Genomic DNA, 15692 nt, shown 5'->3' on the forward strand with positions numbered 1-15692 from the left:
GGCGGTCGCGCGCGCCTGGCACAGGATGGACTGGCCCGAAACAAACGTAGGAGCGGCTTTAGCCGCGAAGCGCCGCGCGGGCGGCGCTCGATCTCTCAGGCCCTCAACATCTCAAGGCAAGCACCTGTCAGCCCATACCGCTTAACTGCCTGGCAATAAGGCAAGCCCGCCCCTGCAACCACCCGGCGAGGCGTGCTTAGCGGTTGGCGCTGGCGGCGGCCATCAGCTTGTTGACTTCGCTGCGCACCATGCTGGCGTACTCGGGCGGCGTCATGCCGTCCAGCTCGGCCCGCACCCACTCGGCCCACTTGCCCTTGCGCCGCGGCTTTTCGGCGATCAGCCGGGCGGCGTCACCTTTGGCCTTGCCCAGGTTGTTCTGCCACAGCTCGAACAGCCGGGCCTTCTCTGCCTCGATCTGCGCCCGTTCCTCGAAGCTCATGTTGGCCAGATTGAAACTCATGAAGGTACCTGCAGGTTTGAAAATGGCCGCTATCTTACACCCAGCCAACGCAACATCGGAAAACCGCCGCAACTTTCCCGACGCGGCGGCATCCATTGTTCAAACCACCCCATCGACGAGGACGAGTTCATGGCCCGAAAAATTGCCGCACTGGCCGACAGCGATCAGATCAAGGACCAGGTATTCAGCGAGCTGCAGTCGCTGATCGAAGAATCGGAGAGGCTGCTGAACGACAGCGCCGCCCTGGTGGGCGAAGAAGCAGAAACCCTGCGTGCACAAGTCAGCCTCAAACTGAAGCAGGCACGTCAGGCAGCCGGTAACGTGCGTGACAAAGCGCAACCGGTGGTGGACGCCACCCAGGACTACATTGGCGGCCACCCGTGGCAGACAGTGGCCATTTCCGCTGGCCTTGGCCTTGTAGTCGGCCTGCTGCTGGGCCGACGCAACTAAGGTTCGGGCCGCCTGGTGCGAATCAGGCGGCCTGTGCCATTGGAATGCCGCTGTGGAAGCGCAGCTCCTGGTCCGGTGACTGGATCAGCTCCATTTCCGCAGCGCGCACCAGCTCCACCCGGCGGGCGATGTCGGCCTCGTCACCATAGTTGTGCGCCAGCTTCAGGTAGCCCTGGTAGTGGCGTGCTTCGCTCTTCAGCAGGCCGTGGTAGAAGCGGCCCAGCTCCTCATCCAGGTGCGGCACCAGCGCGGCAAAGCGCTCGCAGCTACGTGCCTCGATGAACGCCCCCACCACCAGCGTATCCACCAGCTTGACCGGCTCGTGGGCACGCACCAGGCGCCGCAACCCCGAGGCATAACGCCCCGCCGACACCGGGCGCAAGGGCACGCCACGGCGTTTCATCAGGCGCAGCACCTGTTCGTGATGCACCAGTTCCTCGCGGGCCAGGCGCGACATCATGTTGATCAGGTCGAGGTGGGTGTTGTACTTGGCGATCAGGCTCAGGGCAGTGCTGGCGGCCTTGAATTCGCAGTTCTTATGGTCGATCAGCAGGGTTTCCTGATCGGCCAGCGCCGCTTCGATCCAGGCGTCTGGTGTCGGGCAACCAAGAAAGGCGTCGATTTCGGGGATCAGGGACATAAGCGTACAACCATACAGAACAGGCAGGGCCGGCGATTATACCGGCGACAGCGGGCGGCGCCAGTGACTATGCTTGATGTGCATCAAGCGCCAGCGGGGGAAGCGCCGACTATAGTCAGTCATTGGTCGCCACCATTGAAGGGAGCTAACGCCCATGCAAGCCGTCCGCAGCATCCTCGTCGTCCTCGACCCCTCGCACGCCCACAGCCGCGCCCTGACCCGGGCCAAACTGATCGCCGGCGTCACCGGCGCACGCCTGCACCTGTTGATGTGCGACAAACGGCATGACCACAGCGCGCTGCTGAGCCTGCTGAGCAGCCAGTTGCACGATGATGGGTACGACAACGTCACCCATGAAGAGGCCTGGCGCGACAACCTGCACGACACCATCATCTACGTGCAGCAGGCCGAGGGCTGCGAGCTGGTGATCAAGGAACACCGCCCGGACAACCCGCTGAAGAAAGCCCTGCTCACCCCCAGCGACTGGAAGCTGCTGCGCCAGTGCCCGTGTGCCGTGCTGATGGTCAAGAGCGAGCGGCCGTGGACCGGCGGCAAGATCCTGGCGGCGGTGGATGTGGGCAACCAGGACGAGGACCACCGCCGCCTGCATGCCAGCATCATCGACCATGGCTTCGAGATCGCCAAACTGGCCAAGGGCGAACTGCATGTGATCAGCGCCCATCCGTCGCCGATGCTGTCGGCGTCGGACCCGGTGTACCAGTTGAGCGAAACCATCGAGAAGCGCTACCGCGAGGCGTGCTCGGCGTTCCAGGCCGAGTACGGTATCGCGGAAGAATGCCTGCATGTGGCCGAAGGGCCGGCGGATGTGCTTATTCCGCATACCGAGAAGATGCTTGATGCGGTGGTGACGGTGATTGGTACGGTTTGCCGCACGGGGATTACCGGGGCGTTGATTGGTAATACCTCAGAGGTGGTGCTGGATGCGCTGGAGGGGGATGTGCTGGTGCTCAAGAGCGAAGAGGCAATCGCCCATCAGGCAGAGCTGGCCCGCGGCTGATTCTGCCTTCCTCAGGAGGACACATTATTATCTGAAATTGCAGGGCCCCTGTGGGAGCGGGTTTACCCGCGAATGCATTGTTGGACTCACCGCCGCATTCGCGGGTAAACCCGCTCCCACAAGGTTTCTTCTTACGGCCGAAAATCTAGGCCAACGCCTCGCGCACCTTAGGGTCCAGCCCCTCCCCTTCATTGGCCGCAACCCACTCCGCCAGTTGCCGGCGCATGGCCGGCGTCCAGAAGCTTTGCAGGTGCTGCCGCACCCCTTGCACCGCCAGCGCCCGGTTGGGTTCGCTGTCGAAGTAATGGGCAATCTGGTTGGCCATCTTGACCAGGTTGTCGCTGCTCATCGGCGCACCTCGGCTTTCTCCGCAATACGGCGTTCCTGCAGCAGGCGCCGCTGTTCATCACTGAAGTCCTGGTAGCGCTTCTGCCACTGCGATGGCTGGAACACCTTCACCACCTCCACCGCCGTCACCTTGTACTCGGGGCAGTTGGTGGCCCAGTCGGAGTTGTCGGTGGTGATCACGTTGGCCCCCGACTCGGGGAAGTGGAAGGTGGTGTACACCACCCCCGGTGCCACCCGTGCACTGACCTTGGCGCGCAGCACGGTCTGCCCGGCGCGGCTGCCGATGCCGACCCAATCACCGTCCTGGATGCCCCGGCTTTCAGCATCGGTTGGGTGAATTTCCAGGCGGTCGGCGTCATGCCAGGCAACGTTGCCGGTACGCCGGGTCTGGGCGCCGACGTTGTACTGGCTGAGGATGCGCCCGGTGGTGAGCAGCAACGGGTAACGATTGTTGACCTTCTCGTCGGTGGGCACGTAGCCGGTGAGCATGAAGCGCCCCTTGCCACGCACGAACTGGTCGATGTGCATGGTCGGCGTGCCATCGGGCGCGGCGTCGTTGCACGGCCACTGCAGGCTGCCGTGGCGGTCGATCTCGGCGTAGCTGACGCGGTGGAAGGTCGGCGTCAGGCGGGCGATCTCGTCCATGATCTCGGACGGATGGCGGTAGTTCATCGGGTAACCCAGCGCATTGGCCAGGGCTACAGTTGCCTCCCAGTCGGCCTTGCCGGCCAGCGGCTCCATGACCTTGCGCACCCGCGAAATACGCCGCTCGGCATTGGTGAAGGTGCCGTCCTTTTCAAGGAACGAGCTGCCCGGCAGGAACACATGGGCGAACTTGGCCGTTTCGTTGAGGAAGATGTCCTGCACCACCACGCACTCCATGGCGTGCAGCGCTGCAGTGACGTGCTGGGTGTTGGGGTCGCTCTGGGCGATGTCCTCGCCCTGGCAGTACAGGGCCTTGAAGCTGCCGTCCAGCGCCGCCTCGAACATGTTGGGGATACGCAGGCCCGGGTCGGGCTGCAGGGTCACGCCCCAGGCCCGTTCGAACTCGGCGCGCACGCCCTCGTTGGAAATGTGCCGGTAGCCGGGCAGCTCGTGGGGGAACGAGCCCATGTCGCACGAGCCCTGTACGTTGTTCTGCCCGCGCAGCGGGTTCACCCCTACCCCTTCGCGGCCGATGTTGCCGGTGGCCATGGCCAGGTTGGCGATGCCCATCACTGCGGTGCTGCCCTGGCTGTGCTCGGTCACGCCCAGGCCGTAGTAGATGGCCGCGTTGCCGCCGGTGGCGTACAGGCGGGCGGCGGCGCGGATCTGCTCGGCGGGCACGCCACAGACCGGGCCGAGCACTTCGGGGGCGTTTTCCGCCAGGCTGACGAAGTCGCGCCAGCGGGCGAAGTCCTCGGTTTCGCAGCGGGCATCGATAAAGCGCTGGGCCAGCAGGCCTTCAGTGACGATCACGTGGGCCAGGGCGTTGAGCATGGCCACGTTGGTGCCCGGGCGCAGTTGCAGGTGCAACTCGGCGCGGGCGTGCGGCGAGTCGACCAGGTCGATGCGCCGTGGGTCGATCACGATCAACCGCGCGCCCTGGCGCAGGCGGCGTTTGAGCTGCGAGCCAAACACCGGGTGGGCATCGGTGGGGTTGGCGCCGATCACCAGCACCACGTCGGCCTGCATCACCGAATCGAAGCTTTGCGTACCGGCCGACTCCCCCAGGGTCTGCTTCAGGCCATAACCGGTGGGCGAATGGCACACCCGCGCACAGGTGTCGACGTTGTTGTTGCCGAATGCCGTGCGCACCAGTTTCTGCACCAGGTAGGCTTCTTCGTTGGTGCAGCGGCTGGAGGTGATGCCGCCGATGGAGTCACGCCCGTACTTCAGCTGGATGCGGCGGAACTCGCTGGCAGCGTAGGTCACCGCCTCGTCCCAGCTGACTTCCTGCCACGGGTCTTCCAGGCGCTTGCGGATCATCGGCTTGGTGATGCGGTCCGGGTGGGTGGCGTAGCCCCAGGCGAAGCGGCCTTTGACACAGGCGTGGCCGTGGTTGGCGCCACCATTCTTGTCGGGGACCATGCGCACCAGCTGGTCGCCCTTCATTTCTGCGCGGAACGAGCAACCGACGCCGCAGTAGGCGCAGGTGGTGATGACCGAGCGCTCAGGCTGGCCTAGCTGCACCAGGCTCTTTTCCGTCAGTGTCGCGGTCGGGCAAGCCTGCACGCAGGCACCGCACGACACGCACTCGGAGGCAAGGAAGTTGTCGCCGCCCGCTGCCGCCACTCGCGACTCGAAGCCACGCCCGGTGATGGTCAGGGCGAAGGTGCCCTGGATGTCTTCGCAAGCGCGCACGCAGCGGCTGCAGACGATGCACTTGCTCGGCTCGTAGTCGAAATACGGGTTGGATACGTCCTTTTTCTCGGCCAGGTGGTTGGCGCCGTCGTAGCCGTAGCGCACCTCGCGCAGTCCCACCTGGCCAGCCACGGTCTGCAGCTCGCAGTTGCCATTGGCCGAGCAGGTCAGGCAGTCCAGCGGGTGATCGGAGATGTACAGCTCCATCACATTGCGCCGCAGCCCAGCCAGGCGCGGGGTTTCGGTACGCACCACCATGCCTTCGCTGACCGGGGTGGTACAGGACGCCGGGTAGCCGCGCATGCCTTCGATTTCCACCATGCACATGCGGCATGAGCCGAAGGCTTCGAGGCTGTCGGTGGCGCACAGCTTGGGAATGCTGGTGCCGAGCATGGCCGCCGCCCGCATCACCGAGGTGCCAGCGGGCACGCTGATGGCACGGCCATCGATGCTCAGGCTGACCTGCACCTCGCTGTCACGGGCCGGGGTGCCGAGGTCGCTGCTTTTATCAGAAGCGGGGTCGAAGAAATTGATCACTGAGCGGCCTCCGTGGTGGTCAGCCCAAAATCGGCGGGGAAGTACTTGAGGGCGCTGGCCACCGGGTAGGCGGTCATGCCGCCCATGGCGCACAGCGAGCCGTACTGCATGGTGTCGCACAGGTCGCGCAGCAACAGCGCCTGGTCATGGCGTTCGGTGAGGTCGCTGCTGGCGATCAGCCGGTCGACCACTTCCATGCCACGGGTGGAGCCGATGCGGCACGGGGTGCATTTGCCGCAGGATTCCTCGGCGCAGAACTGCAGGGCAAAGCGCGCCATGCTGGCCATGTTCAGGGTATCGTCGGCCACCACCACACCGCCATGGCCAAGCATCGCGCCCATGGCGGCGAAGGCTTCATAGTCCAGCGGGGTGTCGAAGTGACTGGGCGGCACCCAGGCACCGAGCGGGCCACCCACTTGCGCAGCCTTCAGCGGCCGACCACTGGCCGTGCCGCCGCCATAGCCTTCCACCAGCTCGCGCAGGGTCAGGCCGAAAGCGCGTTCCACCAGGCCGCCCTGGCGGATGTTGCCAGCCAGCTGGAACGGCATGGTGCCCAGCGAGCGGCCCATGCCGAAGTCGCGGTAGAACGCCGCGCCCTTGGCCAGGATGATGGGCACAGAGGCCAGGGTGAGCACGTTGTGCACCAGCGTTGGCAGGCCGAACAGGCCTTGCAGCGCGGGCAGCGGTGGCTTGGCGCGCACAATGCCGCGCTTGCCTTCGATGGATTCGAGCAGTGCAGTTTCTTCACCGCAGATGTAAGCACCAGCGCCGACCCGCACTTCCAAGTCGAAGGCCTGGCCGCTGCCGGCGACATCAGCGCCGAGGTAGCCGGCGTCACGGGCGATGGCAAAGGCCTGGTCGAGCACGCGTATGGCGTCGGGGTATTCCGAGCGCACATAGATGTAGCCCTTGTCGGCGCCCACGGCGAGGCCGGCGATGATCATGCCCTCGATCAGCAGGAACGGGTCACCCTCCATCAGCATGCGGTCGGCGAAGGTGCCAGAGTCACCCTCGTCGGCGTTGCACACCACGTACTTTTGCCCAGCCCCGGCGTCACGCACGGTGCGCCACTTGATGCCAGCCGGGAACGCCGCACCACCACGGCCGCGCAGGCCGGAGTCGAGCACGGCGGCAACCACTTCGGCACCGTTCAGGGCCACGGCCGTTTCAAGGCCGGCGAAACCGCCGTGGGCGCGGTAGTCGTCCAGCGACAAAGGGCGGGTGATGCCGGCACGGGCGAACAGCAGGCGTTGCTGGGTCTTGAGGTACGGGATGTCTTCGACCGGCCCCAGCGCCAGCGAGTGGCCACCGGGCTCGCCAGCCAGGGCATCGAGCAATGACGGCACGTCTTGCGGGGTAACCGGGCCAAAGCCCAGGCGCCCTTGCGCGCTGTCGCACTCCAGCAGCGGCTCCAGCCAATACAGCCCGCGGGAGCTGGTGCGCTGGATGTCCAGGGGCAGTTGGCGGCGCTCGGCCTCGCGCTGCAGGGCATCGACGACCTGGTCGGCACCTACGGCGCGGGCTACCGAATCGCAGGGGATGTACAGCTTCAGCATGCTGCGTCCTCCCGGCAACCGTTTACCAACGCACGCAGGCGCTCAGGGGTGAGCCGCGCGTGCACCTGGCCGTCCAGCTCCAGCGCCGGCGAGCAGGCGCAGGCGCCCAGGCAATACACCGGGCGCAGGCTGATGGCGCCGTCGGCGCTGGTGCCATGGTCGTCCAGAGCCAGTTGATCGCGCAGTTGCGCGGCCAGGGCTTCGGCGCCACGGCTTTGGCAAGACTCCGCGCGGCACAGGCGCAAGGTATGGCGCGCGGGCGGTGTGGTACGGAAATCGTGGTAGAAGCTGATTACCCCGCGCACCTCGGCCAGGCTGAGGTTCAGGGCATGGGCGATTTCGGGGACGGCGGCATCGGGGATGTAGCCGATGTCGTTTTGGATGGCATGCAGGATCGGCAACAGCGCGCCGGGGGTATCCTTGTCGCGGGCCAGGATGCGGTGGATCACGGGCAGGTGGAGCAATTCATCAGGCATACAGCGGACCTCGGCATCACGGACCCTGCCTGAATTATTGTGAGGGCAGGTATCCGGCGTGTTCTGCTGTGGCGCGCCGGCCACGTCACGGTTGCGTGGTGCCGGCGGCCTCCTTGCCCACGGCCGCGCGTCTGCGCGCGCTGGTCCGAAGGCATCCTGCAAGCATGGCACTTGTAGCGCCGGGGGGTTGCGTGCGAGCGACCAGGCGCATCCTGAAACCGACGCGGGTTGATTCTGCCCTTATGCGGGCTGCTCTTTTGCTGCCCGCACTTGTGGGATCTGCTTATGTAGGAGCGGCCTTGTGTCGCGATGGGCTGCAAAGCAGCCCCAGCAATTTGCGCATCGGTGCTGAAACCCTGGGGCTGCTTTGCAGCCCATCGCGACACAAGGCCGCTCCTACAGATACTGCATATGGCTTGAGGCCAATGCGTTCGAGGCGGGAGCCTTCAGGCTACAGCCTTATCCACGCTGCGCCCGGCCTCCAGCTCACGCACCAGCGGCAACACATGTTCGCCGAAATACGCGACTTCTTCCTGAAAGTGCAAGAACCCGGACAAGATCAAATCCACCCCCACCGCCTTCAGCGCAACAATACGCTCGGCGATCTGCAGCGGTGTGCCGATCAGGTTGGTCTTGAAGCCATCGTTGTACTGCACCAGGTCCTCGAAGCTGGACTTGGCCCAGTTGCCCTCGCCCTCCGGGCTGGCGGAGCCGGCATGCTTCACTTCCTGGCCGAACGCCCGCACCGCCTCAGGGTTGGCCTTGTCGATGATCTCCTGCAACACGGCACGCGCCTGCTCCTCGGTGTCGCGGGCGATGATGAAGGCATTGACCCCGATCTTCACCGAATGGCCGTTGGCCGCGGCCTTGGCGCGGATGTCATCGACCTGGGCCTTGATCCCCTCCACGCTGTTGCCGTTGGTGAAATACCAGTCCGACACCCGCGCCGCCATGTCCCGCGCGGCACGGGAGCTGCCGCCCTGGAAAATTTCCGGGTGCGGTTGCTGCAACGGCTTGGGTTTGAGGTTGTAGTTGCGAAAGCGGTAGAAGTCGCCGTTGAAAGTGAAGTTGTCCTGGGTCCAGATGCCCTTCAGCGCACGGATGAATTCCTCAGAGCGGCGATAGCGCTCGTCGTGGTCCAGCCACGGCTCGCCAATGGCGTGGAACTCGCCCTTGAACCAGCCCGAAACCACGTTGATAGCGATACGGCCGTTGGTGAACTGATCGATGCTCGCCAGCTGCTTGGCCGCCAGCACCGGGTTCCATGGGCCCGGGAGGATAGCGGCGATGACCTTGAGTTTTTCGGTGGCAGCCAGTAGCGCGTGGCTGATGGTGACCGACTCATGCTGGTTGTCGGCGCCGTAGCCGGCGGTGAAGCGGATTTGCGACAGGGCGTAGTCGAAGCCGGATTTTTCGGCAATTTGCGCAAGCTTGCGGTTGTAGTCGATGTCCCAGCTCGTGCGTTGCTCGATGGTGCTGACCACCAGGCCGCCGCTGACATTGGGGACCCAGTAGGCGAACTTGATCGGGGCGTGGCTCATGGGGAGGCTCCTTGATGATGCGTGGGGTTCAAGGAGGTAGGAGCAGCAACTGTGCCAGGGTTACAAATTCTTTTAGTTCAATGAGTTAGCGGTTTTAAACGGCGATGTTGGCTGCATGCAGCCAAACAAGCTGTTGAGCCACTGTTGCCAGCGCAACATCGCCATTTGGGCTAGGTCATCGGTGCTTGCGCATGCCCATGTGGGCGTCATCCATCAGTGCCTTGGCCATGTCGCAGAGAAAATGCGACGCCCAGACCAGCACCGGTTCGTTGTCCATCACCCCGATAAACGATGCCCGCCGGGAGCAATCCATCAAGACTGATGCTTGCTCGACAGCATGGTCACAGCAGTTGCCGGGTTCGACGCGGAACAGCTTCTTGCCGTCGATAATGCCGTCCAGGAAAGTGGCCGAGCCTACGGTCAGGCCCAAGGTGCCGGTGTCGTCATCCAAATCCTTGTCCATCTGAAACCCTCTAATGATTCTGCCAGCCAGTGCCGATTCCCCCAGGCATTAGCACCTGAGACTGCCCCCCTATCCTGTGGGAGCGGGTTAACCCGCGAACACGGGCACAGCCCGTGCCATCCCCCGCTCAATCACAATCCAGGGCACTGCCTCATTACAGGGAAAGCACACTGTCCAGACTTGGCAAAAAATTGATAATCAGCCGATCAATGCAAGGTATGCATCTGTGGCCTGTCCCTGAGTTGTACCTGCGCAATCGCCGACTCCAGCAACGTACGCACAGCCTCCATTTCATGCATGACCGCCAAGGTCATGATGGTGGCGGGAGACTTGGGTAGCGTGGAGATGGCGTGATGGCCTACTGACAAAGCGCAGAGCACGTATTCCGTGGCCTGGGTCAGGGTGTCTTCCAAGTGATGCGATGGGTCGGACGTTATTGGTAGATCTGGAACTATTTTGAGCATGGTCACATCTCGATTTTGTGAGAGAAAACCACACCCCATCCCTTGCAGAGAATGGGTGGCGGCTGCGTACGGGCCTGCAAGACCAGGGGAGATCGAGAAACCCGGCTGACCAGAAGGTCACCCGTACGCAGCCACCATTAAGCACAACCATTGACTTAGGCCAACGGCTCGATGGCGAGCACGCTTTCGATACTTCCCCTAGGCTTGCAGACCCGGTCGTTGAATTTGCAACGACAGGTCCAGACTAGGGGGCTCATGTTTTCATCGCAATAGTGAAACGGCTTGAAAAGGATGATTCAGAAATGGACTACATGGAAGGGGAAAAAACTGATTATTTTCTGTAGGACCAACTAAAACCCCCAGCGCTCGCGCACTACTAGTTTGCTAGATATTACTGCTCACTTCAAAAGTCACATCTAACGAATTTTCCTACAGTACTTTCTTTTTTTGAGCATGACTGCGCCAACTCACACCGAATGGGTCTATGCTCGGTGCTCCCACAAAACAACGGACCGAGAGGAAACCGAAAATCACTGGTTTCACTGCGTTGAAGGCTGTAGCTGCAACCACCAAATGACTTGAACCAATAATCACTGTGCCCGCAGGCGCAGCAACTACGGTTTTGCCTTTTACAAGCAGAAATCTGCATTTTCAGAAGTTTCCTACAGCACCTGTCGAAGCTACTTTGGCGACCCGGAATGGATTCCTCGCTACGGTCTTGATTGCACTTACGCCGCGCGCCTTGCAATGCATTCGGCGCCATGAACCTGCCCGATGGAATGACCCGCAGGAGTTCGCATGAGCAACTTGAATGATGTGCGCTTTACCTTCAGTACACCCGCCGATGAGGCGATTTCATTTGATGTCGTAGCGTTCGAACTGAACGAGGGCGTCAGCCAGCTCTATTGCCTGGAAGTCGAACTGGTCAGCGCGTCGGCAGATGCTGACTTTGCCAATCTACTCGACCAACCCGCCGTGCTGACCATCTGGCAGCAAAAGCAACCTGTGCGCCATGTGCATGGCCTAATCAGCAGCTTCGAACAGGGCAAGACCGGCCACCGCCGCACCCGCTACCGCGCCGTGATCGAACCGCAACTGGCCCGCGCCGGCCTGCAATCGGACTGGCGCATCTTCCAGCACCGCACCGTTCCAACACTGCTGGAGGAACTGTTTGGTGAGCGCCAGTGGGGCACGCTGACCCAGTACCTGATCAACCCACACCAGAGCCGCGAGTTCTGCGTACAAGCCGGCGACCTGGACCTGGACTTCTTCTGGCGCCTGTCGGCCGAGGAAGGCCTGATCTCGATCTTCGAGCACAGCGAAGCCGGCCATGGCGTGGTACAGGCCGACAGAATCAACCAGTTCGGCAGCCTGGAAGGCGAGCCGGTGCTGTACGTCGCCAACCGCGGCGGCACCGAACAGCAACCCTGCCTGCACCACTTCGCCTACCGCGAGCAGATCCGCACCAGCGTGCAGGTGCAGCGCGACTACACCTTCACCCACCCGCGCTACAACCTGGAACACACAATGTACGCCAGGGACATGGGCAACCAGGGCAACGACTACGAGCGCTACCACTACCCCGGCCGCTACAAGCACGACAATGCCGGCAAGCCGTTTACCCAGACCCGCGCCGACGCCCTGTTCGGGGATGCCCGCGTGGCCGAGGTCATTGGCGACGATGCGCGCCTGCAGCCCGGTATCGCCTTCCAACTGACCGGGCATACCCGCGAAGACATGAACATCCTCTGGCGGCCGCTGCACATCAAGCATGAAGGCCGCCAGTTCACCGCACTGGAAGAGGATGCCGCCGAGGCCGACGTCGGCACCTCGTACACGCTTACTGCCAGCCTCATACCGGCCACTGTCGAATGGCACGCCCCTGCCCGGCCCAAACCCGTGATCGAAGGCCCGCAGATGGCCAAGGTGGTCGGTCCACCCGGCGAGGAAATCTACTGCGACGAGCATGGCCGCGTACGCGTGCAGTTCCCCTGGGACCGCCGGGGCCAGGACGACGACAAGAGCTCGTGCTGGGTGCGCGTGACCCAGGCCTGGGCCGGTGCCACCTGGGGCCATGTGGCCATCCCCCGGATCGGCCAGGAAGTGGTGGTCAGCTTTCTCAACGGCGACCCCGACCAGCCGATGATCACTGGGCGCAGCTACCACATCGTCAACCGCACACCGTATCGCTTGCCCGAGTTCAGGGCACTCAGCCCGATCCGCAGCAAGGAACACCACGGCAAACGCCACAACGAACTGCGCCTGGACGATACCACCGGGCAGATCAGCGCCGCCCTGATGACTGACCACGACCACACAGCCCTGTACCTGGGCTACCTGACTCACCCGCGTCATTTCGGTGGCCAGCCCCGTGGCCAAGGCTTCGAACTACGCACCGATACCCACGGCGTGATCCGCGCGGGCGGCGGCTTGCTGCTGACCACCGAACTGCGCGCCCGCGCCGTGCAGCACCACACCGACCTGGCCGAAACCGCCGAGCGCCTGAAGACCGCCCAGGAGTACCACACCAGCTTTGCCAGCGAAGCCCGCGATCACCTCGCCCAGGATGCCGGTGACCAGGATGAAGTGGGTGAAGCGTTCAAGGAGCAGCATGAGGCCATCTGCGGCTACGGCGGCAACCCTGAAGCCAATCGGTTTCCGGAACTGGCCGACCCGCAACTGGTACTGGCCAGCCCGACCGGAATTGCGACTACCACCCCGGAGTCGACCCATATCGCCAGCGGCGAACACCTGGGCCTGAGCACCGGCGGGCATACCAGCATGGCCATCGGCAAGCGGCTGTTGATCAGCGTCAGCCGTGGCGTGCGCCAGTTCGTGCAGAGCATGGGCTGGCGGCTGGTCGCCGCCTCCGGCGACATCGACCTGAAAGCGCTCAAGGACAACATCAACCTGCTGGCCAAACTCAAGGTCAGCGTCACCGCCGAACGCATCACCCTCAGTGCCAAGGAGGAACTGCTCATCCAGGCAGGCGGCAGCAGTACGACTTACAACGCAAGCGGCATCCTGCATGCCACGGCGGGCCAGTACACCGGCCACGCAACCGATTTCATCTACAAGAGTGCGCAGACCCAGACCGCCACGTTCCCGGAAGCGCCAAAAGCGGCCAAAGGCAATCTGGAGCTGTTCCGCAACTACGCCAACAACCAGCCATTGAAAGGCGCCGCCTATCAAGTAGAGGACGCGCTGGGTCAGGTCCTCACAGGCACGCTGGACGAAGCCGGGTTTGCGGCGGTAGCAGCGGTCAGCCCTGGCCCCACTGCAGTTGCTTTCAAGAAAGATCCAGCCGACCCATGGGCCGCTGGAAGCTACTTCGACAATCTGAAAAAGGATTTCTTAGGCCCGGATACAGCGCTGAAAGCCCCTGCGTCATTCCAGAACAGCGAAGGCCTCGCCAAGCATGGCGCACAAACGCTCATAGCCTCGCTGGGCGCTCTCACCCCTTCCGCAACACCCATTGAGCAGACCGGCATTGCTGGCCGCCTGACGACCGCACTCATCCAGGAAGGGAGCTGAAGCAATGAATGCACAAGACAAGAAAGAAATCGAAGAACGCGAAGTCGCACTGGTCCCGTTGAACAACTTGGTCGCAGAAGACCTCGGCCAGGGCGAAGCCACAGTCAACGCCTGGTTGCTGGAACTCAGCGGCAACAAGATCGACCTGGCCAGCGTCAAGGCCTGGGCCGGTGCCGTGCCCGTGGTCGGCAACATCGTCGCCTTGTTCGACGCCCTGGGCGACATCATCCACCTGGCCAAGACCGGCTCCAGTGACCCGCTGGACTGGGTCAGCCTGGGCATCAACCTGATCGGCGTGGTCCCCGTCCCACCGACCATGGCCGCCGCGCGGATGACCCTGCGTCCGGTACTGTTCCTGGCCCGGCAACAACTGAAGAAAAACAAAGGTGATTTCGCCGAAGCGGTGATCAGCATCATGGTCGGCCACCTCGGCGCCACGCTGATGGGCGAAATCGAAACCTTCGTCGAACGGGCCGAAACCGAACTGCCCGGCATCCTCAACAACTCTGGCAACACCGGCTTTCAAACACTCAACAGCCTGGCCGATGCCATCGAGCGCATCGCCAAGGGCGAGATCGATACCACCCAGCAGCGCAAGGCGATCATAAACAGCGCCCAGGCGATCTACGCCCCCCTTCAAGAACCCTCCCTCTGGGGCCTGCTGGACAGGGCCGGTTCGGTCATCAGCACTACCGCGGGTGCACTTCAGTACGGCGCAACGCAAGGGTACAAAGCGGCAGCGAGTAATACGGGCTGGGTTTTGAAACTCGCTCAGCCACATATCAATGTGCTCAAGGGCCTGGCGCAGTTGATCCGGCAGATGCTGACGGCGCTGGCCAACCCGGCCACGCAAAACAGCATTGCCTGGCTGCTCGCCCAGCTCAGCGCAGGCTTGCGCAAGCGCAGACCCACTCGCCGGATCTCGGCCAACACCCCGGCGCACGGCTCGGGGGTGGCCAAGCACAAGGGCACGGAAAGCCGTGTGGAGGCTACCCACCAGGAAACTCGACCCAAAAACGACCCGCGCTGCGACCTGAATGGCACCTGCCCCGGCACCAGCAAAAGCATCAGCTACGCACGCGGCACCGAAACCCTCCTCCACATCGACTTCAACCTGCCGGGCGTGTTTCCCATCACATGGGCACGCACCTACCGCTCCAGCCTCGACGCCTACGATGACAGTGAGTTCGGTGCGCGTTGGATAACACCGTTCTCGATGCGTTTCGATGTCGTCGACGAGGGTGTGCTGTACCACGCCGACGATGGCCGCACGCACAGCTACGCCCTGCCCAAGGAGGGGAAGCCCCTCTATGACCCGGTGGAAAAAACGCTGCTTATCCGGGTCGATGAAAACCGCCTGGCCCTGGCCCATGGTCATCAGCGCCATGAACACTACCAACGCGTGGGTGACCGCTTCCGCCTGGTCGGCATCATCCAGCGTGGCGGTGCGCGTATCGCCCTGCATTATGAGCATCAGCATGCCGGCAAGGCCGTACTCTCCGACCTGGTCACCTATCAGGATGAAAACCAGCACCGGCATGTGCAGACCCAGCTCGATGAGCATGGCCGTATCCAGGCGCTGTGGCTGATGCAGGACGGCCGGCAGGCACGCCAGCTGGCCGGCTACGACCATGACGAACAGGGTGACCTGTGCGCGGCCCGCGATGAGCACGGAGCGCAATGGGCCTACCAGTATGCGCAACACCTGGTCACACGCTACACCGACCGCACCGGGCGGGGTATCAACCTTGAGTGGCTAGGCCAAGGCCTAATGCCAGTCAGTTAAGAAATTGACTTGCTCGCCAAGCCACAATAGAAACGAGCTCTGTTTTTACGAGCTCGGTTCATGTCCCTTCAAAACG

13 protein-coding genes are annotated in these 15692 nt (G+C 63.1%); 4 read left to right on the plus strand and 9 right to left on the minus strand.

Annotation, left to right across the window (positions count from 1 at the left end; all coding sequences use genetic code 11):
* Positions 1-196 precede the first annotated feature (196 nt).
* Positions 197-460: a hypothetical protein gene (locus tag ACIP1G_RS30920; RefSeq protein WP_400744148.1), complete on the minus strand. Its 264-nt coding sequence runs from the start codon at positions 458-460 to the stop codon at positions 197-199.
* Between the two features lie 129 nt (positions 461-589).
* Between ACIP1G_RS30920 and ACIP1G_RS30925 the strand changes: the two genes are divergently transcribed.
* Positions 590-910 carry a YqjD family protein gene (locus ACIP1G_RS30925; RefSeq protein WP_400744150.1) on the plus strand — a complete coding sequence of 107 codons (321 nt, stop codon included), beginning with the start codon at positions 590-592 and terminating at the stop codon, positions 908-910.
* A 22-nt stretch (positions 911-932) separates the two neighbouring features.
* Here ACIP1G_RS30925 and ACIP1G_RS30930 read toward each other — a convergent pair whose 3' ends face one another.
* The gene (locus ACIP1G_RS30930; RefSeq protein ID WP_085589504.1) at positions 933-1550 is read right to left on the minus strand and encodes a tRNA-(ms[2]io[6]A)-hydroxylase; all 618 of its coding nucleotides are present in this window, start codon (positions 1548-1550) and stop codon (positions 933-935) included.
* A gap of 154 nt (positions 1551-1704) precedes the next feature.
* Here ACIP1G_RS30930 and ACIP1G_RS30935 point away from each other — a divergent pair, with 154 nt between their 5' ends.
* Entirely contained in the window at positions 1705-2568 is an 864-nt protein-coding gene (locus tag ACIP1G_RS30935) for a universal stress protein (protein ID WP_400744152.1), read from the plus strand.
* A 145-nt stretch (positions 2569-2713) separates the two neighbouring features.
* Here ACIP1G_RS30935 and ACIP1G_RS30940 read toward each other — a convergent pair whose 3' ends face one another.
* The 7 genes from ACIP1G_RS30940 to ACIP1G_RS30970 all read right to left on the minus strand — a co-directional run bounded on the left by ACIP1G_RS30940 (position 2714) and on the right by ACIP1G_RS30970 (position 10296).
* Complete coding sequence (locus ACIP1G_RS30940; RefSeq protein ID WP_400744155.1) at positions 2714-2917, minus strand: formate dehydrogenase subunit delta; 204 nt, start codon at positions 2915-2917, stop codon at positions 2714-2716.
* Positions 2914-5796, minus strand: coding sequence for a formate dehydrogenase subunit alpha (fdhF, locus tag ACIP1G_RS30945; RefSeq protein ID WP_400744158.1), 2883 nt, complete (start codon positions 5794-5796; stop codon positions 2914-2916). The genes ACIP1G_RS30940 and fdhF overlap by 4 nt, the downstream gene beginning before the upstream one ends.
* Positions 5793-7352: a formate dehydrogenase beta subunit gene (locus ACIP1G_RS30950; RefSeq protein WP_400744160.1), complete on the minus strand. Its 1560-nt coding sequence runs from the start codon at positions 7350-7352 to the stop codon at positions 5793-5795. The genes fdhF and ACIP1G_RS30950 overlap by 4 nt, the downstream gene beginning before the upstream one ends.
* Positions 7346-7828 (minus strand): formate dehydrogenase subunit gamma, encoded by a 483-nt coding sequence (locus ACIP1G_RS30955; protein WP_400744162.1) that lies wholly within the window; start codon positions 7826-7828, stop codon positions 7346-7348. Before ACIP1G_RS30955 ends, ACIP1G_RS30950 begins: the two co-directional genes overlap by 7 nt.
* A gap of 446 nt (positions 7829-8274) precedes the next feature.
* Complete coding sequence (gene sfnG, locus ACIP1G_RS30960) at positions 8275-9369, minus strand: dimethylsulfone monooxygenase SfnG (protein WP_400744164.1); 1095 nt, start codon at positions 9367-9369, stop codon at positions 8275-8277.
* 175 nt (positions 9370-9544) lie between these two features.
* Positions 9545-9832, minus strand: a complete 288-nt coding sequence (locus ACIP1G_RS30965) for a DUF3077 domain-containing protein (protein ID WP_400744167.1) — start codon at positions 9830-9832, stop codon at positions 9545-9547.
* 206 nt (positions 9833-10038) lie between these two features.
* Entirely contained in the window at positions 10039-10296 is a 258-nt protein-coding gene (locus tag ACIP1G_RS30970) for a hypothetical protein (RefSeq protein ID WP_400744170.1), read from the minus strand.
* A gap of 798 nt (positions 10297-11094) precedes the next feature.
* On the opposite strand from ACIP1G_RS30970, the gene ACIP1G_RS30975 reads away from it, so the two are divergent.
* Together ACIP1G_RS30975 and ACIP1G_RS30980 are read left to right on the plus strand one after the other, a co-directional pair.
* A complete protein-coding gene (locus ACIP1G_RS30975; RefSeq protein ID WP_400744173.1) occupies positions 11095-13830 on the plus strand; it encodes a type VI secretion system Vgr family protein in 2736 nt (911 codons plus the stop codon).
* Between the two features lie 4 nt (positions 13831-13834).
* Positions 13835-15616 (plus strand): DUF6531 domain-containing protein, encoded by a 1782-nt coding sequence (locus tag ACIP1G_RS30980; protein ID WP_400744176.1) that lies wholly within the window; start codon positions 13835-13837, stop codon positions 15614-15616.
* The last annotated feature ends 76 nt before the right edge of the window (positions 15617-15692 follow it).

It is taken from the genome of Pseudomonas sp. NPDC089392 (assembly GCF_044749595.1).
Taxonomy (GTDB): domain Bacteria; phylum Pseudomonadota; class Gammaproteobacteria; order Pseudomonadales; family Pseudomonadaceae; genus Aquipseudomonas.